Annotated in this window: 17 protein-coding genes and 1 pseudogene; 11 read left to right on the top strand and 7 right to left on the bottom strand. The window is 43.1% G+C overall.

Translation table 11 applies throughout. The features are described from left to right. Positions 1–326, bottom strand: a pseudogene (locus H9629_RS04020) (alkyl hydroperoxide reductase subunit F); the annotation flags it as partial. Between the two features lie 233 nt (positions 327–559). Between H9629_RS04020 and H9629_RS04025 the strand changes: the two are divergent. After that, on the top strand, positions 560–778 hold the full coding sequence (locus tag H9629_RS04025) for a DUF1653 domain-containing protein (RefSeq protein ID WP_064102750.1): 219 nt from the start codon (positions 560–562) through the stop codon (positions 776–778). A gap of 24 nt (positions 779–802) precedes the next feature. After that, entirely contained in the window at positions 803–1,393 is a 591-nt protein-coding gene (locus H9629_RS04030) for an O-methyltransferase (protein ID WP_155858365.1), read from the top strand. Positions 1,394–1,405: 12 nt separating this feature from the next. Here H9629_RS04030 and H9629_RS04035 read toward each other — a convergent pair whose 3' ends face one another. Then, a complete protein-coding gene (locus tag H9629_RS04035) occupies positions 1,406–1,612 on the bottom strand; it encodes a KTSC domain-containing protein (protein WP_004278917.1) in 207 nt (68 codons plus the stop codon). A gap of 273 nt (positions 1,613–1,885) precedes the next feature. Then, entirely contained in the window at positions 1,886–2,449 is a 564-nt protein-coding gene (gene ahpC, locus H9629_RS04040) for an alkyl hydroperoxide reductase subunit C (RefSeq protein ID WP_004278916.1), read from the bottom strand. A 489-nt stretch (positions 2,450–2,938) separates the two neighbouring features. Between ahpC and hrpA the strand changes: the two genes are divergently transcribed. From hrpA to H9629_RS04065, 5 genes are all read left to right on the top strand, one after another. Further along, positions 2,939–6,862, top strand: coding sequence for an ATP-dependent RNA helicase HrpA (gene hrpA / locus H9629_RS04045; RefSeq protein WP_191730575.1), 3,924 nt, complete (start codon positions 2,939–2,941; stop codon positions 6,860–6,862). A gap of 30 nt (positions 6,863–6,892) precedes the next feature. Next, positions 6,893–8,002 (top strand): beta-ketoacyl-ACP synthase III, encoded by a 1,110-nt coding sequence (locus H9629_RS04050; RefSeq protein ID WP_064096597.1) that lies wholly within the window; start codon positions 6,893–6,895, stop codon positions 8,000–8,002. Positions 8,003–8,016: 14 nt separating this feature from the next. Next, positions 8,017–8,772 carry a 1-acyl-sn-glycerol-3-phosphate acyltransferase gene (locus tag H9629_RS04055; protein ID WP_064096596.1) on the top strand — a complete coding sequence of 252 codons (756 nt, stop codon included), beginning with the start codon at positions 8,017–8,019 and terminating at the stop codon, positions 8,770–8,772. A 188-nt stretch (positions 8,773–8,960) separates the two neighbouring features. Further along, positions 8,961–10,967 carry a hypothetical protein gene (locus H9629_RS04060; RefSeq protein WP_191730576.1) on the top strand — a complete coding sequence of 669 codons (2,007 nt, stop codon included), beginning with the start codon at positions 8,961–8,963 and terminating at the stop codon, positions 10,965–10,967. 87 nt (positions 10,968–11,054) lie between these two features. Continuing rightward, the gene (locus tag H9629_RS04065) at positions 11,055–12,770 is read left to right on the top strand and encodes an AAA family ATPase (RefSeq protein WP_064096594.1); all 1,716 of its coding nucleotides are present in this window, start codon (positions 11,055–11,057) and stop codon (positions 12,768–12,770) included. 252 nt (positions 12,771–13,022) lie between these two features. Here the strand turns inward: H9629_RS04065 and H9629_RS04070 are convergent, their stop codons facing one another. Beyond that, on the bottom strand, positions 13,023–13,475 hold the full coding sequence (locus H9629_RS04070) for a DUF441 domain-containing protein (protein WP_064096593.1): 453 nt from the start codon (positions 13,473–13,475) through the stop codon (positions 13,023–13,025). A 140-nt stretch (positions 13,476–13,615) separates the two neighbouring features. Between H9629_RS04070 and H9629_RS04075 the strand changes: the two genes are divergently transcribed. Then, on the top strand, positions 13,616–14,323 hold the full coding sequence (locus tag H9629_RS04075; protein WP_191730577.1) for a pseudouridine synthase: 708 nt from the start codon (positions 13,616–13,618) through the stop codon (positions 14,321–14,323). Positions 14,324–14,364: 41 nt separating this feature from the next. Here the strand turns inward: H9629_RS04075 and H9629_RS04080 are convergent, their stop codons facing one another. From H9629_RS04080 to H9629_RS04090, 3 genes are all read right to left on the bottom strand, one after another. Beyond that, complete coding sequence (locus tag H9629_RS04080) at positions 14,365–14,808, bottom strand: GNAT family N-acetyltransferase (RefSeq protein ID WP_064096591.1); 444 nt, start codon at positions 14,806–14,808, stop codon at positions 14,365–14,367. A gap of 96 nt (positions 14,809–14,904) precedes the next feature. Further along, positions 14,905–15,252, bottom strand: coding sequence for a type II toxin-antitoxin system RelB/DinJ family antitoxin (locus tag H9629_RS04085; RefSeq protein WP_064096590.1), 348 nt, complete (start codon positions 15,250–15,252; stop codon positions 14,905–14,907). 114 nt (positions 15,253–15,366) lie between these two features. After that, complete coding sequence (locus H9629_RS04090; protein WP_064096589.1) at positions 15,367–16,275, bottom strand: pseudouridine synthase; 909 nt, start codon at positions 16,273–16,275, stop codon at positions 15,367–15,369. Positions 16,276–16,401: 126 nt separating this feature from the next. Between H9629_RS04090 and tsaE the strand changes: the two genes are divergently transcribed. The 3 genes from tsaE to miaA are packed head-to-tail and all read left to right on the top strand — an operon-like array spanning position 16,402 to position 19,789. After that, positions 16,402–16,881, top strand: coding sequence for a tRNA (adenosine(37)-N6)-threonylcarbamoyltransferase complex ATPase subunit type 1 TsaE (tsaE, locus tag H9629_RS04095; RefSeq protein ID WP_064096588.1), 480 nt, complete (start codon positions 16,402–16,404; stop codon positions 16,879–16,881). Further along, complete coding sequence (mutL, locus tag H9629_RS04100; protein ID WP_191730578.1) at positions 16,871–18,838, top strand: DNA mismatch repair endonuclease MutL; 1,968 nt, start codon at positions 16,871–16,873, stop codon at positions 18,836–18,838. The genes tsaE and mutL overlap by 11 nt, the downstream gene beginning before the upstream one ends. Positions 18,839–18,844: 6 nt before the next feature. Further along, positions 18,845–19,789, top strand: coding sequence for a tRNA (adenosine(37)-N6)-dimethylallyltransferase MiaA (miaA, locus tag H9629_RS04105; RefSeq protein ID WP_064096586.1), 945 nt, complete (start codon positions 18,845–18,847; stop codon positions 19,787–19,789). Positions 19,790–19,870 lie beyond the last annotated feature (81 nt).

Raw genomic sequence — 19,870 nt, forward strand, 5'->3', positions numbered from 1 at the left:
TCCAGCACTTCATCAGAGACTTTGGGTGCATAACCGGAAGTTTGCAGCAATGCCAGAATCAGGGAAGTAAACTCATGTCCCATCGGCAAGCCTGCAAAGAACACGCGTGGCTGTTCACCGGCCTTGGCAATACCGAAACTTGGCAGACGTTTATTGGTCCCATCAAAGCGGGCAGTCACCTGATCAGAAAGTGCCGCAATCTCTTCGACCAGTTCCTTGATCTTGTCTGACTTGTCAGAGCCATCCAGGGTAGCGACCAGTTCAATCGGGCCTTCAAGGCGCTCAAGTAAGGTTTTAAGTTGGGCAGAAGTATTTTGGTCTAACATTGCTAACGCCTCCAGAGGAGTAAATGTTTATTTGATACAGCCATGATAGGACAATCGATTGAATAGGTAAAACAGGTTGTTTTTATATAATCAATCGATTTTTTGGATAGCTTAAGAAATTCACTATCAATTTCAATTTCCTATATATGGATTAAATGGGAATTTTCAAGTAGTTTGCCGTTATGTTTGCTATTTTAGGTTAATATTTAGAATGTATTGAGGAGGATTTAGTGATGGAATTACAACGCGGTATTTATCAGCATTACAAGGGTCAGCTTTATCAAGTGTTTCATGTGGCGAACCATAGTGAAACTGAAGAAAAACTGGTGGTATATCAATGTCTCTATGGGGATTATTCGATTTGGGTACGCCCTTTAACGATGTTCACTGAAACCATTACCACGAACGATGACCGGGAAGTGGAACGTTTTAAATTGATTCAGGCACTTTAAGCTAGCAAGACTCAGGGAAGAGAGATAATGAATCCAGATAAATTTGAAAAATTCATGCAGGAATTATATGAAAAATTTCATATGCATGATCTGAAGCAGAATGATCGACTACACCGATATCGCAATATAGAGCCCGAATCTGGCCAATTTTTATCTATGCTGATTCGTGCGCAACAATCCAAAAAGATATTGGAAATTGGTACGTCTACCGGTTATTCAACCTTATGGCTGGCTAAAGCTGCACGCCAGACTCAAGCCAAGATTACAACTCTTGAACTTGATGCAGAACGGGTTGATCAGGCCAAGCAATATGCGACAGAAATTGATCTGGCAGATGTGATCGATTTTAAAGTGGGAGATGCTCAAGTTTATCTAGAAGCAATGCTAGAAGGATTTGATTTTATTTTACTGGATGCCGAACGAGATGCGTATGTCAGTTACTGGCCACATTTAAGCCGGTTGCTCAAGATCAAAGGCGGTTTGCTGGTAGTCGATAATGTTATTTCGCATGCAGCAGAAGTGAAAGAATTTATCACCTTAATTCAGCAAGACCCACGTTTTATTATGATGACAGTACCCATAGGCGCAGGTTTGCTGATGGTGGAATTCCGTTAAAACGGATTTGTTTTAATCCATGCAAATTTTATTAAAATGCAAATTGTATTCGAGATATTTTTCTACGAATGCGGCTTTGTCTTGGCGTCTTAACAGGTTGTCATAAATAAATTCAGGTACGGGGTGATATAGCTCGGTATGGCCATTACTATATACAATTTTCAGGTGGCGACTTGAAGGATTGTATTTCCAAGAAATCACGGTAAGCAGTTTTTGCATATGCGTTCCTCCACTGAATATTTCTTATCTTGTCATTCGAACTTATGCTATGTGGTGCTAGAGATGTATAGCTGAATTGTAAGAATGGGTAAGGATTATGAGAAAGAGAAGCAAAAGATATGCCTGAATTTTTAAATAATTAAAAAAGAAAAAGATGGACGGAAATTTTTAAAGTCCTAATAAAATCCCGTATTGCGCTGACATAAAAGTTTAAACCATAAAAAACCACGCTAAAGAGCGTGGTTTTTTTGAATCACTTCAATCTAATTAAAATTAGATTTTACCTACTAGGTCGATTGAAGGAGCAAGAGTTGCATCGCCTTCTTTCCATTTAGCTGGGCAAACTTCACCTGGGTGAGCATGTACGTATTGAGCTGCTTTAACTTTACGAAGAAGTTCTTGAGCATCACGGCCGATACCACCAGCGTTGATTTCAACGATTTGGATTTTACCTTCTGGATCGATGACAAAAGTACCGCGATCAGCAAGGCCATCAGCTTCGATTAATACGTCAAAGTTTTTAGCAAGCGTCCAGTTAGCATCACCAACCATTACGTACTGGATTTTTTTGATTTCTTCTGAAGAATCGTGCCAAGCTTTGTGAGTGAAATGTGTGTCAGTAGAAACTGAGTAGATTTCAACGCCTAGTTTTTGGAATTCAGCGTAGTTGTCAGCAAGGTCACCTAGTTCAGTTGGGCAAACGAAAGTGAAGTCAGCTGGATAGAAGAATACAACAGACCATTTGCCTTTCAGGTCAGCTTCTGTAACTTCAATGAATTTGCCGTTTTGGAATGCAGTTGCTTTAAATGGTTTAACTTCAGTATTAATTAAGCTCATCATTGTCTCCATGATTGAGGTAGTCTTTGATTTTGAATAAGAGTATCGAAATTCTGGTGAATGCTAAAATGGTATTTTTACATTATAAATATCGGAAAAACCGAATTAAGTAAAAATGCTCCGCCTTAGCAAAATAACTTTGTTCACTTAGCAGCATCAAAATGATGGCCTGATGACAAAATTATCTCTTTTTCCTCACTCTAGCAAACATGATGTTGAAACCAAAAAATTCAAGGGTCAATCAGAAAAAAAGCATGTTTTCCGGAAATTAATTTAAATATCAATCGTAAAATCGGATTCATACTTAAACCTAATCATGTAGACAGATCTCAGGGAGATGATCATGCTGCCAGATTTATTGCGCTGAAATGAGTGAAATTAAACGAGTAACGTTAAATTACCCGGTACTTAACAGAACTACGACTATCTGAAATCTGATGAACCAAGTAAAATAAACCTTTCCAGTTTTTTGATGTGGGTGTTTTCTCTGTGCAGAGTCATTTAAATGTAGATCAATGGGTAATGGCGCGTGACCGTCACCGTTTAAATCGACTGAAAAAGGGGAAAGACGCAAATGCCAAGCAGTATCAGGAATTATTTGAAAAATCCAATCTGAAAGTACGGCAACGGCTTGAGCATATTCCAAACATCAAGCTGAATCAGGATTTGCCGGTAACCCAGTATGCTGACAAGCTGATTACCGCGATTCAAAAGCATCAGGTCATTATTGTAGCTGGTGAAACCGGTTCTGGTAAAACCACCCAGTTACCGCAAATTGCCATGCTGGCTGGACGTGGCCTGACTGGAATGATTGGGCATACCCAACCGCGCCGACTGGCAGCACGCAGCGTATCACAGCGTATTGCTGAAGAAGTCGGTGAAAAACTTGGTGAATCAATCTCTTTTAAAGTTCGTTTTACAGAACAGGGTTCGCAAGATTCAATTGTGCGTTTGATGACAGACGGTATTTTACTGGCCGAACTGACGCATGACCGCTACCTGACCAAATATGACACGATTATTATTGATGAAGCGCATGAACGTTCGTTGAATATCGACTTCATTATGGGCTATCTGAAGCAGCTGTTACCGCGTCGCCCTGATCTGAAAGTTATCATTACTTCAGCAACCCTGGATGTAAACCGTTTTAGCAGTTACTTTAATGGTGCGCCAATTTTTGAAGTGGAAGGCCGCAGCTTCCCGGTTGAGCTGCGTTATCGCCCGATCTCGGAAATGAGCATTGGCGGTAGTGATGATGACGAGTTTGATGACTTTGAAGAAAATCTGCCTCGCGCTGTGGTCAAAGCAGTCGAAGAATGCTTTCAGGATGCACAGGAAAAAGGCCATCCTGAACACGCCGATATCCTGATTTTTGCCAGTACGGAGCAGGAAATTCGTGAGTTACAGGAAACCCTGATCAAACACGGGCCACGCCATACTGAAGTATTAACTTTATATGCGCGTCTGGCGCTGGCCGAACAGCAGAAAATCTTTAATCCTTCTGGGGGCGGGCGACGTATTATTATTGCCACCAACGTGGCAGAAACGGCTTTAACCGTTCCGAATATCCGGTATGTGATTGATAGCGGTTTTGCCCGTATTTCGCGTTATAACTATCGTTCACGGGTGCAGCGCCTGCCGATTGAAGCCATTTCTCAGGCAGCAGCCAATCAGCGTAAAGGCCGCTGTGGCCGTATTGCACCGGGTGTCTGTATTCGTCTGTATTCTGAGGAAGACTTCCTGAGCCGTCCAGAGTTTACCGAACCGGAAATCAAGCGAACTAACCTGGCATCTGTAATTTTGCAGATGCAAAGTCTGGGGTTGGGTTCACTCGAAGACTTCGACTTCATTGAGCCACCAGATCATCGTCTGGTAAATGATGGCCGCAAGCTCCTGATTGAACTGGGTGCAATGGCTGAGAAAAATTCTCCTAAAACTGAAGATGATCAAGCAAATCCCTCTAAATCTCCCTTTGAGAAAGGGAGACTTCAAAGCAGTGGCTTAACCAAGATCGGTCAACAAATGGCGAAAATGCCGATCGATCCACGTCTGGCCCGTATGATTCTTGGTGGTGCACATTTTGGGGCGTTGAATGAAGTGTTGGTCATTGTGGCAGCACTTGCAGTTCAGGACCCGCGTGAGCGTCCGGCAGACAAGCAGATGCAGGCGGATCAGAAGCATGCATTATTCCGTGAAGCCGATTCTGATTTCCTGTTCTATATCAAACTCTGGGAGACGCTGCATAATAACCGCGACAGCATGAGTGAAAATAAGCGCCGTACTTTTGCACGAAATCATTTCCTGAGCTGGTTGCGTCTGCGTGAATGGAAGAAAACTCATGAGCAGTTGGTGGATTTGGCTAAGGGCTTAAAACTGTCATTTAATGAAAAGAAAGCCAGTTATGAAAATCTGCACCGTGCCTTGTTGACCGGCCTATTATCATTTATCGCCAACAAGACCGATGAGCGTAATGTCTTTATGGCAGTACGTCAGCAAAAAGCACGGATTTTCCCGGCTTCTACCTTACACAAGACCAATACGCCGTGGGTGATGGCCTTTGAAATGGTCGAGACTTCCCAGGTGTATTTACGTACCCTTGCCAAGATTGAACCGGAATGGATTCTGCTGGCCGCACGTGACCTGCTCAAGCATCATTATTTTGAACCGCACTGGTCGAAAAAAGCTGGTGTAGTGAATGCCTATGACCAGATTTCCCTGTTCGGTCTGATCATTGAGCCAAAGCGCCCGATCAATTATGAAAAAGTCGATCAGGCAGCAGCGCATGAAATCTTCTTGCGGGATGCTTTAACCACTGGGCATTTAGGCATTACTCCACCATTTTTAAAACATAACTTGCTGAAACTGGAAGAAGTTGAACGGGTTGAAGACAAGCTACGCCGTCGTGACCTGGTCGTAGATGAAGAAACCATTTACCAATTCTATGCGTCTAAAGTGCCGCCTGAAGTGGCCAGCCGTCGTACTTTTGAAGACTGGCGTGCCACGGTTGAGCCTCAGAATCCGCGTTATTTATTTGTTGATGACGATTCGCTGTGGCTAAATGACCGGCCGACGACACAGCAATTCCCGGACTATTTGCAGAATGGTAGCCTGCGTCTGGCTGCAACCTATCGTTTTGACCCGAGTCATGATGAGGATGGTGCGACAGTTAAAATTCCACTGCAAGCCTTGGCACAGGTCGATGAAGGGATCTGGTCATGGGGGATTCCCGGCTGGCGTCTGGAGCTGATTGAAGCATTACTAAAGTCTTTGCCAAAAGACAAGCGCCGTAATCTGGTGCCAATTCCGGATACTGCACGAAAACTCATGGCAAAAGTAGATGCGCAGGATTTACAGAAACATATTTTTAGTTTCTTGGCCTTCCAGCTGCGAGGCGAACAAATCACGGAGAAAGATTTCAGCTTTGACCGGGTAGACCAATATCTGTTGCCTTTTATTAAAGTGACTGATGAAAAAGGTCGTGTCATTGAGCAGGGCCGTGATCTTGCTGAGCTGAAAGCGCGCTGCCGGACTGAAACGCATAGTCCGGTCAAACAGCTTAAAGGTGAATTTACAACTTTCCCGGAAAGCTTTGTATTTGAAGCCTCGCAAAAAGTCACCGGTGTTGTGGTCAAGCAGTATCAGGCGTTGGTTCCGGCCAAAGCTTTTGCTGACTTGGAGCAGAAAGATGAATCGGGTGTAGTGATTCAGACTTTTAATGATCAGGCTGAAGCGGTCAAAAAACATCGTGAAGGAGTGATCCGACTGGTACATATGCAACTCGGAGACTTGACCCGCCAGTTGAAAAAACAGATTTCCAAACCTCTGGCGCTGGCTTATTCACCACTCGGTGACAAGGCACAACTGGAACAAATGTTAGTTTATGCCACACTGCAAATGTCCATAAATGAGCTTCCTGTCAATGCGCAAGAGTTCCAAAAGCTGGTAGAAGATGTAAAAAAATCTTTCTTAAGTCATGGGCAGGTCGCCCTGAAAGAGATCACGGATATTTATATCCAGTGGCAGGAAATCCGCCGGAAATTGCTGGTTTTAGATCATTCGGTGTTTAAAAAAAATATCAATGATATTGAAGATCAGCTTGATTTAATGAGCCTTTCTGATTTTGTTTATCGTAAACCTTCTGATGTCTGGATTGAATTTCCACGTTATTTAAAAGCTTTGATCTTGCGTTTGGAGCGCTTGCCCAATAATCTACAAAGGGACAATTCCGCCATTGACCAAATTGATCAATGGATGGAAAAATTATTTCAGTTTAAAGATGACCCTCGTCTGAAAGAATTGTATTTCATGGTCGAGGAGTTAAGAATCTCATTGTTTTCACAACCGATGAAAACAAAAGCACCCGTGTCTCCAACTCGCTTGCAAAAAGTATGGGATCGTCTTGGAATCAGTTAAGATATAGGTAATTCAGAGAAGGAGTTTTACATGGGCATCCGCATTACGGGTACGGGCTTATTCCATCCGGAACACGTCATCACCAATGAAGAATTAGTTGAAAGTTTAAATGCTTATGTGGAACTGTTTAATCACGAAAATGCTGACAAAATCGCTGCAGGCGAAATTGAAGCGCGTCGTGGTTCTAGTGCAGAGTTTATTGAAAAAGCGTCTGGTGTTCAGCGCCGTTATGTTGTAGAAAAATCAGGTATTCTTGATCCAAAACGCTTACGTCCAAACTTACGTGAACGTGCAGATGACGAAATTTCACTGCAAGCAGAGTGGGGTGTAATTGCCGCCAAGCAGGCGATGGAAAATGCCGGTGTGACTGCCGAAGATATTGATATCGTGATTCTGTCATGCTCGAATTTGCAACGTGCTTATCCGGCTGTGGCGATTGAGATTCAAACTGCTTTAGGAATCAAAGGCTATGCCTATGACATGAATGTGGCCTGTTCTGCAGCTACATTTGGTCTGAAACAGGCTTATGATGCGATCAAAGCAGGTGCACGCCGTGTGTTGCTTGTGAATGTAGAAATTACTTCTGCACATACCGATTTCCGTTCACGTGACTGTCACTTCATTTTTGGGGATGTTGCAACTGCCTCCATTATTGAAGATACCGAAACCAAGACCGGTTTTGAAATTCTGGATATTTCATTATTTACCCAGTTCTCCAATAATATCCGCAATAACTTCGGTTTTCTGAATACGTCTGAAAATGCCGATATTGATGACAAGCGTTTCCGTCAGGATGGTCGCAAGGTATTTAAAGAAGTCTGCCCACTGGTTGCAAAAATGATTACTACTCAGCTTGAGAAAAATCATATTGCGCCAACAGAGGTGAAACGTTTCTGGTTGCACCAGGCCAATGCCAGCATGAATGAACTGATTCTGAAGCTGGTGGTGGGTAAGGAGAATGCCAAACCTGGTCTGGTACCGATTATTCTGAACGAGTTCGCGAATACCTCTTCAGCAGGTGTAATCATTGCCTTGCACCGTACTGCAAATGAAGTTGAAGATGGCGAATATGGCGTACTTTGTTCATTTGGTGCAGGCTATTCAGTCGGCTCAATTCTGGTACAAAAACACGTTGCATAAGCCAGGAGCATATTTTGCAGGTCAAACATGACGGGCAGTGGATTAGACGCTTAAGTGCCTTATCCAAACTTTATTTTACCCCTACTTTTTTAGGGGCCGAATATATTGATGCCAGTCGACCTGCAATGTATGTCGGTAATCATTCCATGTACGGAATCTTCGATTCTCCGATGCTGATTGATTATCTCTATAACGAACATAAAGTGGCTGTGGTCAGCATTGCTGATCATAGCCATTTTTATGTGCCCTTGTGGCGTGAAGCTGTGAAAAAATTTGGTGCTATTGATGGGACACAACATTATGTGCGTACTGCGATGCAGCAGGGCTATTCCATTCTGGTCTTTCCGGGTGGGGGTCGTGAAGTTTTAAAACGAAAAGGCGAGCAGTATCAGTTGATCTGGAAGCAACGTTACGGATTTTTAAAACTGGCTCAAGAGTTTAATTATGATATTGTCCCGTTTGCAGCGCTCGGTGGGGACGAAGTCTATGAGATTGGCTTTGATGCCAATAAGATTGTCCAGCACAAATATTTCCAGACACTCCTAAAGGTACCACAACTCAAAAAATTACTACGTCAAGGCGATGTAATTCCTTCTTTGCCCAAGCGACTGTTTCCCAAACGTCTGCCATTTTATTTTCAGTTTATGCCAAGACAATCGATGGCTCAGGTGCATACTCAGGAAGAGCTGATCGCATTTCGACAGAGTCTTCAACACCACATTTATACCGGTCTGGCCGAACTTAGCGTGCTGCGGCAACAAGGCCAATAAAAGGCGTTTTCTATTAAATCTGGACTGTTGGTCTACCATTGCGTATTATTTTTCAGCAATGAAAATCCATGACTGTTTTATAGTGCAAGTGATGCCATAATGTATCTTTAGGTGGGCCCTGATTGGCAATCAAGGAGTCAGCATGATCCAATATAAAAATAAGATGATCCTAAGATGACGAGGCGCGTATGGAACAGAATGGCTTGATAGCGCCTTTAAGTTTACTAGCACAACAATGTTTGCGGATTTCTCCAGAGCTAAAACAGCTTTATCTTGACCAGATGGCGATGATTGGTCAGCTGAATGCACAAAATTTATTAAAAATTCAGCAGGATCAGCATCGGATTGAATTGCTGGATGGATGGTTTTATATCCAGTTTCATACTCCGCCCGCATTAGACTCAGGAGCCGTGTCTACTTTGGTGGAACGTCAGTTTTATTTCCATAAAAGCAAGGCGGAAGCACTGGAGGAATTCTTTCTACAGGATATCTATTTCCTGACTGGAGATTTAAAACCCCAGCATTCACTATATTTGCGCGACAAAGCCAAGCAGTTACGCCAGCTCATTTTTGCTCAGGTGTATGCAGGGCTCAATGGCCCAGAACGGGTATTCGCATTTCTGCAGCAGATGTCGGCTGTTCAGGCTGAGATTATCGACCAGCAGCTGATCAAGGCGGGACTATACACAATACCTGTCATGCAAAACTTTGTGCAGCATGGGAATGAAATTCCACAGCAAATCCTTGAAAGCTTGCAACAGGCTTTTTCTTTGCAATATCTGCAGCAAGATGAATTTCTGTCCATCCAGTCATTGATGGATAGTCTGGATGAATTCTGTTTTAGTGCTACGCAATTTTTGCCTTCGGTAACATTCCGGATTATGTCATTGTCTTTTGAAGAGCGTTTTAACCTGCAGGAACTGATTGATCACACTGATGATATCTGCATGCTGTATCGGCATGCACAGGAGCAGAGCAACCTGCTCGGTTTTGTCCGTTTGATGAACCGCGAGGTCTGGCATCGGGATGATTTGTTATCTAAACGGAATTTCTTTGAAAATCATTCTTATTTATGGCAAAAAAAGGTGGCTCGATTGCCACTGTTTGACTGTCAGCGAGCGGTAAATTGGCTATTCAAGCAATCTGATGAAGTGCTGGACTGGATCAGTAACAATATCCAGCATAGCAGTGTGCGGGTGGCGGTGACAGCCTTAAGTTTTGTAGATAGTCACCATATTCATCCACAGATTATTCTGGCGACCTTGCAATATTTTCAATATGTTTCGGCACGTCTGTTTATTCATAGCATACATGAATATGCGATCCAGCATGAATGGTTTCAGAGTGAGCATAATCAGTCATTTGTATTGAAAGGCACACGCCAATCATTTGATGATCAACGAATTGCGATTAGCCCCTCGATTCTGTATCTGGATGAATGGATGGAGTTGCTGCGCAATATGGCGAAAATGGATGATCAGCTGACTAAGAAAGTTTACTTGAATTTGAGCCGGGTGATGCAGGCGTATATGCAGCATCTATATAGGATCACCGCGCATCTTCCGGATGAAGTTTTGGCGTATATTCAGCCTCAAAGCCAGCAGAATCGTGACTTTTATACTGTTTTGCGGCGCTACCAGATTACCTTTACTGAATTCAGGCAGCTGTTTTATATGCACGGCGGGCATATGCGAGAGTCGGTATTTGACAGTTATGTGCGCGACTATTTGGTTGACTATTTTTCCAATCATAAACACATACCAAAAAACCTGAGCTGGAGCAGTTTGTTTAGTCAGGCGGTTGCCTGGCATGATCAGATTCAGAAGCAGGAAATTATTGCCAAGCTGAAAAAAGAATTTGCTTTGGCTCATTGGAAAACACGGACACAGGTCCCTTTCTTGTTATATTTCAACTGGCGTTTTGAAGAGCTGAAAACATTGGACCGGATTATTGAAGAAACCAAAATTTTCCGCAACTGCCTGGCAGCAAGTTACGCCCAACAAATAGTGGAAGGCCAGTATCTAGCCTTTCGTATGTCTCATCCTGCTGTACGCTTACCGCTGATGCTGGGCTGCCGTCTGGTCAATGGGCAGGTGATTTTTGATCAGCTGGAATATCCGAACAATCAAAAAGCAGAAGCTGAATACTGCAATATTGCCCAGCATTTTATTAACTGGCTAAACCTGCAGGCTTGACCAGATTCAGTCCTTTTATGTCCATGAAGCTTAACTTTTCCGCTAAAACTCGTTAGGCTATAGCCGTTCTTTTACGGTATGTCTTTTATGAAACAGGAAACTGCACTTAAGCTCTTAAAAGCAGGCGAAAATGTATTTTTAACCGGTTCTGCGGGTGCAGGAAAAACTTATACACTTAATCAATATATCAATTATCTGAAGGCCCGTAAGGTGTCGGTCGCGATTACCGCATCGACCGGGATTGCAGCAACGCACATGAATGGTATGACCATTCATACCTGGGCGGGAATTGGAATTAAGGACTTTTTGTCTGAAGAAGACTTAAAGCGCATGAAGGAACGTAAATACCTGAAAGAACATCTAGAAAACGCACAAGTTTTGATCATTGATGAAATTTCCATGCTGCATGCCAAGCAGCTTAATCTGGTCAATCAGGTACTGAAATATTTCAAGGAAAGTGATGAGGCTTTTGGTGGGATTCAGGTGATTGTTGCAGGCGACTTTTTCCAGTTGCCGCCCGTTGGTAAAAATGATGAACGCAACCGTGACAAATTCTGCTTTATGTCGGATGCCTGGGTGGAAGCCAAGTTTCGTGTCTGTTATCTGACCGAGCAGCATCGTCAGGGCAATGATTATCTGAATGATATTCTAAATGCCATTCGTGCACAGGCAATTAATCATGAACATCGTACAGCGCTTCAGGCCACACGCCAGCAGGATATTGGCGAAACCTATACACGGCTTTATACCCATAATATGGATGTGGACAGTATTAACTTCAAACATCTGAATGAAATTGACAATGATCCGCGCCAGTTTGATGCGCAGTGTGATGGCAATGACAAGCTGATCGAGACTTTAAAATCTTCAGTGCGTGCACCAGAGTCTTTAACCCTGAAGAAACATGCCAAAGTCATGTTTGTGAAAAACAACTTCGATATGGGCTATATCAACGGCAGTCTGGGTGAAGTCATTGGCTTTGAAGAAGATGATGAATATGGTGTGCTACCGAAAGTCAAACTGACGGATGGAACTACATTAATCGTGGAGCCTGAAACCTGGTCAGTCGACAATGAAGCAGGTAAAACCATTGCCAGTTTCCAGCAGATTCCATTACGTCTGGCCTGGGCGATTACCATTCATAAATCCCAAGGAATGACTCTGGAAGCTGCCGAGATTGACCTGAGCCATACTTTTGAAAAGGGTCAGGGGTACGTAGCGCTATCGCGGTTAAAAAGCTTGAATGGCTTACGTTTAAAAGGTTTTAATGAGCAGGCTTTAGAGCTCGATACTCTGGCTATTAAGGCGGATCGCCGTTTTCAGGAACTCTCTGATGAAGCCGAAGCGAATTTTGACAATGTGGATCTGACTGTACAGCATAATGCCTTTATCCGGCATTGTGGTGGAACACTGAACGAAGTTGAAATCCAGCGCAATGAGAAGAAAATTGCCAAAAATGGTGGTAAACAAAGCTATGCTACTGCAACATTGGATGAAACGCGGGAACTGTTTGAAGAAGGTTATGAGATTGCTGATATTGCAACTGAACGTGGTTTGACTCCGGCAACCATCATTAACCATTTAGGCCGTTTGCATAAAGAGCAGGGGCTGGATATTTCAGTTGCCCATCCGGGTGAAGAAGTGGTGGAACAGGTTCGCAAGATTTATAAACGCCTGACCAAGCGTCAAAACTCGGAACATTTTAATGATGATGGTTCTATTAAGCTGCGTCCGATTGTGGAACTCACTACACCTAAAATGGCTTATGACCAAGTGCGTTTAGCCTTGCTGTTTGTGGAATAAGCCTGAATATTTCAGTCTACTTGCTAAATTAAAAAATGATAGAAAGTTGGTCCTATCTTCTAGAATAAGGTTGAGCTGAATTGGATAACCTTGCAGTGAGATATCTATTTTTCTGTCAATTAAAATTTGAGATACAGTTTGATGCCGGGCGACATGGAGGTCGTCGTGGATCTTTGGCGTTAGCAGATAAAACGCATAGGCAGCCTTTTAAAATTATTTGATTTTTTAATCTCATTTTTCAAACCCGATGTATTATCGCGTCCCAATAAATACCGATAAAATTCCAGCCGCAATTAAAGGGCCAACCGGAACACCGCGTAATACTGCTACACCTGCTACTGTGCCTAACAAGAGTCCGGCCACCACATCTGGCTGACTTGACATCAGTTTCACCCCACGTCCGCCCAACCAGGCGACAAAGACCCCAATTGCGATGGCCAGTAAAGACTTCCAGCTCAGGAAAGATTTTAAAATACTTTCTCCAGAAATTTTGCCACTGGCAATTGGTGTCAGAACACCAATGGTCAGAATAATAATGCCGATATTTAAACCATGTGCCTGTACATAGGGCAATAAACTGCTGAGAGGCGTGATTTTTAAAACGATTAACACCGCTGCAGCAATGGTGACTGCACTATTATGGCTGAAAATACCGCAAGCCAGTAATACCAGAAGAACAATCAGATTTAGATCAAGTTGCGACATAAGTAGGAGAGATAGAGTGAAAAATAAAGCTATTGTAGAGCTTTTCAACACGTGATACCTAGAAAACAGAGGAAGAAACCAAATTCATGACTGATTCAGGATAGAATGCACAGGTCTTCACTCGATACAGGTATAAACAGATGCTATTGGAAAAAATGTTGCAGTCACAAGGTTTCGGCTCTCGTAAGCATTGTCAGCAACTGATTAAAAATGGTGCTGTTTCAATTCAAGATGAAGTGATTGACAATCCCAAACATAAACTGGATTTAAATAACTTGAATTTCGAGGTTTATGGTAAAAGCTATACCTATCGGGAAAAAGTCTATATTGCCTTAAACAAGCCACAAGGTTATGAGTGTTCGCATCAGGCGACCCATCATTTTAGTGTGTTTGACCTGTTTGATGACATTCTGCTGAATCGGGGGATTCAGTGTGTAGGCCGTCTGGATCAGGATACCACCGGGCTGTTATTGCTGACTGATGATGGACAGTTCCTGCAAGCCTTAACTCATCCCAAAAAGCATGTGGCCAAGGTCTATCAGATGCAAACTGCGGATCCAGTCACGGATGAACAGATTCAGCAACTAGAACAAGGTGTCGAATTGAGAAATGAAAAAGGCATTTTTGCAGCTACTGAAGTGACACGATTGGCTGAAAATCGTCTGCAAATAACCATTCATCAAGGGGTCTATCATCAGGTGAAGCGTATGCTGGTAGCAGTAGGTAACAAAGTTGAGCAGCTGCACCGTGCACAGATTGGTGCTTTGGCTTTACCAGACCTAGCTGAAGGAGAGTGGCTGTATTTAAATACGGAACAGGTGGCACAAGCCAAATTTCGCTCTGAATAATAATTTTTTTATTCTCTTGAAATTGGATTAAAAAATAAGGCTTATTTTAGGAAACAGTGATGGGTTTGAAACTCATCGTCTCTAATAAATCCCATGGATTCATATAATTTGTGCGATTGATAATTGTTTTTTTGGGTTTCTAGCGTGATTCTTAAGGCCTGTTCATGTTTGGCAAATAAAATCGCGGTATCAATCAGTTGTCTGGCTGCACCCTGACGCCGAAAAACCGGCGTGATATACACATCATCCAGAATATAATAAGTCGAGCAGGCTACCGAAGAAAAACCCAGATACAGGATAATAAAGCCGGTAAATGTATCATCTTTGGTATTGATGAAAATGACAGTCTGCCCATCTTCAAAACGTTGTTTTAGAAATTGGTAAGAGAGTTCAGGATTGGAAGACGTACCATAAAACTGTCGATATTCATCAAATAATATCGCCAGCTGATTCAGGTCTGCTGACTGGGCGCGTCGTACAAGCATTGCATACTCCATGCTAATTTTTATTGATTATCAGCATCAAGCATAGCGAAGTTTATGAGTGGCAGGCTTTGGAAATTGTTCGAAAATGCAACAATGTTAAATTTTGTCGCTTTCACCCAAAATGGCATTCAGTTCTTCAAATAAATCAAGATGATCGTCATCCAATGCAATCTCCTGATCATCCAGTAGATTCATGGCAGAACTGGAAAGCGCATTTTGCTCGGTTTTAGCTTCGTTTTGTTTCAGCTTACGTAGTCGGATCAGCTGTTCCAGATTGATATTCTGGTTTTCAATCGAGAAGGGGATCGATTTGGTAATCACCACCTGCTTGAAAAAAAGACGCACAGCCTGAGCTGGCGTAATCCCCAATTGCTTAAATACTGCAAAGGCTTGTTTCTTCTCTTGCGAGTCCAAGCGAATTTGATAAACTTCAGTTTTTCTCATAATATTTTTAAAGCTTTAAATTACTTAACTTTTCGCCTTTATTCTAATCAATTATGTTTGAAATTCAATCTTAAAGCGACCGATTTTAGAAAATAATCTGTAATGACAAGCGATTTACAGTGTCAATTCAAGTTGCGAGCTGAAATTTAGGCTTTTTTGCGTGATCGGATCGATAAATTGAATATGTTTAGCCAATAAACTTAAAGGTGCAGAAAAATCATCTTCCGCCTTGTGCACTACCTGTGGATAAAAGGGATCATGACGGATCGGAATACCCAGATGATTCAAGTGCACCCGTAATTGATGCTGCTTGCCAGTATGCGGTTTCAACTCATATTTGGCCCATTCTGTGTTGTGTTCCAGCAGATCAATCGCTGTCTCGCTATTTGGCGTTCCGTCTAGCACGTGCATGGTATAAAAAGGCTGACCTTTTTGCATTCTCAAACGTGTGACCAATGGGAATTTTAAACTATGGTTATACGCCGCAATTGCATGATAGGTTTTTTGCACCTGCCGTGTAGCAAATAACTGCTGGTACAGGCCACGTGATTCCACACATTTGGAAATCAGGACCACACCTGCCGTTTCACGGTCCAGCCGGTGAATGGGCGTTAAATGCTCATTGCCGGTTTGCTTTTTAAGACGAACCAGTAGCGTTTCCTGCACATATTGTCCGGTCGGGCTCATGGTCAAAAAATGCGGTTTATCGACCACCATGAAATGCTCATTTTCAAATAAAATCTGATGTTGAAAAGGAACATGCACTTCATGTGCCAAAAAGCGGTAATAGAAACAGTGGCTATTGGCTTGAAATGGACTTTCTGTTGTTAATTGATTGCCTTGGGCATTATAGACCAGTCCCTCGTTGAAACGGGACCGCCATTCATCTGCTGTAATATGCGCAAATTGCGTGCATAAATAAGCAAAAACTGTCAGGGGCGCATCCGGACTGGCTGGCAAAAACACTTTACTGGCACTGACTCCATTCAGCATGGGCGGGTTAAATTCAACAGTCGGTTGCATGGCAGGCAGATTAACCTCTTAAGGAACAGATGCTGTGAAAAAATACAGTTTCTCACACGGGTGAATAGGCTTTTAAAGCGTGGCGATGCTATCATATTTATTCTTTTGCATCATGTCGTGAGTAATATGCCTTATTCATTTAGTGTCACTTTAAATCATGAAGACGATACCCAAAAACTGGCCAAGGTTCTGGCGGAAAATTTCCCTGCGGGAGTCGTGTATCTGATTGGTGACCTGGGGGCAGGAAAAACGACGTTAACGCGTTATTATTTGCAACAGCTGGGTCATAAAGGTTCAGTGAAAAGTCCAACTTATACATTGGTCGAACCCTATCAAATCAATGGTCAGGATATTTTTCATTTTGACTTGTATCGTCTGAATGACCCGTATGAGCTGGAATTGATGGGCATCCGGGATTATCTGGAAACACCGAATGCGCTATTTTTATTTGAATGGCCGTCCAAAGGTGGCGATGAAATTCCGCAAGCTGACCTGATTATTGAAATTTTAAAATCTGAAGATGAGCTCACCCGTACTGCAAGTCTGATTTCATCGAATCTTGCCTTACGAGAAGCTCTGGAGCGCCAATTCTCACATGTCGAATGATTTAAGTCTGCGCCGTATTCGTGCCCTTGATCCTGCACTTGCCAACCAGATTGCCGCAGGTGAGGTCATTGAACGTCCGGCTTCTGTGGTCAAGGAATTACTGGAAAACTCGATTGATGCGGGTGCGACGGAACTGATCATTCGGGTCGAACAGGGTGGTAGTACTTTAATTGAAATCATCGACAATGGACGCGGAATTCATTCCGAAGATCTAGCTTTGGCCGTGATGCGCCATGCTACCAGCAAGATCCAGAGCGCTGACGAGCTGTATGCGATTAGCAGTCTGGGCTTTCGTGGCGAAGCACTGGCGTCGATTGCTGCAGTTTCTCGCCTGACCATGATCAGCAGTCAAAATGACGAGGGCATCGGTTATCAGGTCGAAGTCAATGGCACGGCTTTTGATCATCAGGAAATTCAAGCGGTCGCAGCTTCGAAAGGGACACATATCCGGGTTCAGGATTTGTTTTTCAATGTGCCTGCACGGCGTAAATTCCTGAAAAAACCGGGCACTGAATTTGGTCATATCGAAGAAATTGTGCGCCGTATGGCGTTAACGCATTTTGATATCCGGTTTGTGCTGGAACATAATGAAAGCATCAAGCTGAATTTACCCGTGGCGGATAGCGGCGCTTTGCGTTTTCAACGGGTACAGCAATTGCTTGGCCGCCAGTTTACTGAAAATGCCTACTGGATAGATGCAGACAGTATCAACATGCGTTTGTCTGGCTGGCTTGGCCATCCTTCAGATGCACGTGCACAGGCTGATTTGCAGTATGTCTATGTGAATGGCCGGATTGTCAAAGACAAAACCATTTCTCATGCCTTGCGGATGGCCTATGACGGCATCTTGCATGGGCATCAGCATGCGGCTTATTTACTGTTTTTAGAAGTTGATCCAGAAAATTTGGATGTGAACGTCCATCCGACCAAGCATGAAATTCGCTTCCTGAATCAGCGTGAAGTACATGAGTTTGTGCGGCATTATGCCAAAGAAACGCTGGCACAATTCCAGACCGCAACTGCGGATCTGGCCGAAGCAATGAAACAGGATCAGCAGCCTGGCTTGACGGCCCCGCAACCACGTTATCAGGAACAGTTCAGTCTGCATCAGACTGCGCGTTCTCAGCCGCAGGTGGTGAGAACGACATCTGCCTTAAGTGAAAATGAAACTTCAGATGTACTGACCGATTTTGCATCTTCAGGTCCACAAACGGTGCATTATTCCCCAGATTACCGTAAATCTTATTCGGGTTCACAGCAGCTGAATAATGCCTTGCAAAATTATTTAGCTCCGCTGAGAGAAAGGTCGGAAACTGAAGTATTCAGTCCTGAGCAGTCTTTTCAGACACATGTAAAGGCCAAAGTGGATGAGCATCCATTGGGTATTGCCATTGCCCAGTTACATGGTATCTACATTCTGGCGCAAAATACCGAAGGTCTGATTATTGTCGATATGCATGCGGCGCATGAGCGTATCGTTTTGCAGCAGATGAAATCAGCCTGGGATAAACCTGAATTCTGGACGTCACAGCAACTGCTGATTCCAAAGGTCGTAAACATTAGCCGGATGCAGGCGATGCGGGTAGAAGAACTTAAGGAGCAACTAGCACGTTTGGGTCTGGAAATTGACCAGTATGGTGATGAGCAAGTCATTGTACGTGGTGTGCCAGCTATTCTACACAAGGCCGATTTTGATGCTCTGATTCCTGAATTATTGAATGATTTAGATCCGGGTGATCAGGCACAAAGTCTATTGCAGAAACGTGACCAGATTCTGGCAGGCATGGCCTGTCATGGTGCAGTGCGAGCACATCGTATCCTGAGTTTGTCGGAAATGAATGCTTTATTACGGCAGATGGAACAAACCGAATTTGCCAGTCAATGTAATCATGGCCGTCCAACCTGGCGCGCCTTTCCATTGGCTCAACTAGATAAACTTTTTGCTCGAGGAGAGTAGTTTTACATGTCCAATCAATTGCCGGTCATCAATTTAATGGGGCCAACTGCAAGTGGCAAAACTGCTTTGGCATGTGAGCTATATGAGCAAGGGAGTTTTGAGCTGATTTCGGTCGATTCTGCGCTGGTTTATCGGGAAATGGACATTGGTACTGCCAAGCCTTCTAAAGAGGAATTGGCGCGTTATCCGCATCACCTGATTGATATTATCAGTCCACTTGAAGTGTATTCTGCGGCCAACTTTGTTGAAGATGCTAGTCGTTTAATTGATGATATTCATGCCCGTGGTAAGACTCCGATTCTGGTCGGCGGAACCATGCTGTATTTTAAAGCTTTGCTCGAAGGTCTGTCAGATAATCTACCCAGTGCAGATTATGCTATACGGGCAGAGATTGAGGCGAAAGGTGAGCAGGAAGGTTGGGAAGCGGTTTATGCAGAATTATGTGCAGTCGATCCGATTGCCGGTGAAAAATTTAAGGTCAGTGACAAACAGCGCATTATTCGTGCTCTGGAAGTTTTTAAATTGACGGGAGAGCCGATTACAAAACTACAGGCAGAACAACCTAAAAACTTACCATATCGTTACAGTTTCCATAATTATGCCCTTATGCCTGATCGGTTAGAATTACACGGGCGTATTCAACAACGTCTGGAAATTATGTGGGAAAGCGGTTTTTTAAATGAAGTTGCAAACTTAATTGAAAAATACGATTTTAATGAAAATTTACCTTCCATGCGTTCAGTGGGTTATCGACAAGCCATAGAATTTTTAAAAAATGGCGATAAAACCAAGCAAAAGCAACAGGAAATGGAGGATAAGGCTTTATTTGCCACACGACAACTTGCAAAACGTCAATATACGTGGTTAAGGTCTTTGCAAGAAAAGCATAAATTTACAACATATTTTACGCTACAGCAGGCTCAAGAAGACTTGCGAAACTGTCACGGATAAAGCAAAATTTAGAGACTATCTTTTTTATAATTTTTAATTGAAAAATAGAGATAGTTTTTGCGCTGATTTTTAATTTTTTGG

Origin of the sequence: Acinetobacter pecorum (genome assembly GCF_014837015.1) — a bacterium.
GTDB classification, from domain to species: Bacteria; Pseudomonadota; Gammaproteobacteria; order Pseudomonadales; family Moraxellaceae; genus Acinetobacter; species Acinetobacter pecorum.

Bases quoted from the DNA above. Each gene is read 5' to 3' on its own strand.
- H9629_RS04080 (WP_064096591.1), bottom strand. From the start codon at position 14,808: ATGCTTGTACGACGCGCCCAGTCAGCAGACCTGAATCAGCTGGCGATA.
- H9629_RS04085 (WP_064096590.1), bottom strand. From the start codon at position 15,252: ATGAGAAAAACTGAAGTTTATCAAATTCGCTTGGACTCGCAAGAGAAG.
- H9629_RS04025 (WP_064102750.1), top strand. From the start codon at position 560: ATGGAATTACAACGCGGTATTTATCAGCATTACAAGGGTCAGCTTTAT.
- H9629_RS04060 (WP_191730576.1), top strand. From the start codon at position 8,961: ATGGAACAGAATGGCTTGATAGCGCCTTTAAGTTTACTAGCACAACAA.
- H9629_RS04065 (WP_064096594.1), top strand. From the start codon at position 11,055: ATGAAACAGGAAACTGCACTTAAGCTCTTAAAAGCAGGCGAAAATGTA.
- miaA (WP_064096586.1), top strand. From the start codon at position 18,845: ATGTCCAATCAATTGCCGGTCATCAATTTAATGGGGCCAACTGCAAGT.
- H9629_RS04050 (WP_064096597.1), top strand. From the start codon at position 6,893: ATGGGCATCCGCATTACGGGTACGGGCTTATTCCATCCGGAACACGTC.
- H9629_RS04035 (WP_004278917.1), bottom strand. From the start codon at position 1,612: ATGCAAAAACTGCTTACCGTGATTTCTTGGAAATACAATCCTTCAAGT.
- H9629_RS04075 (WP_191730577.1), top strand. From the start codon at position 13,616: ATGCTATTGGAAAAAATGTTGCAGTCACAAGGTTTCGGCTCTCGTAAG.
- mutL (WP_191730578.1), top strand. From the start codon at position 16,871: ATGTCGAATGATTTAAGTCTGCGCCGTATTCGTGCCCTTGATCCTGCA.
- H9629_RS04090 (WP_064096589.1), bottom strand. From the start codon at position 16,275: ATGCAACCGACTGTTGAATTTAACCCGCCCATGCTGAATGGAGTCAGT.
- ahpC (WP_004278916.1), bottom strand. From the start codon at position 2,449: ATGAGCTTAATTAATACTGAAGTTAAACCATTTAAAGCAACTGCATTC.
- tsaE (WP_064096588.1), top strand. From the start codon at position 16,402: ATGCCTTATTCATTTAGTGTCACTTTAAATCATGAAGACGATACCCAA.
- H9629_RS04070 (WP_064096593.1), bottom strand. From the start codon at position 13,475: ATGTCGCAACTTGATCTAAATCTGATTGTTCTTCTGGTATTACTGGCT.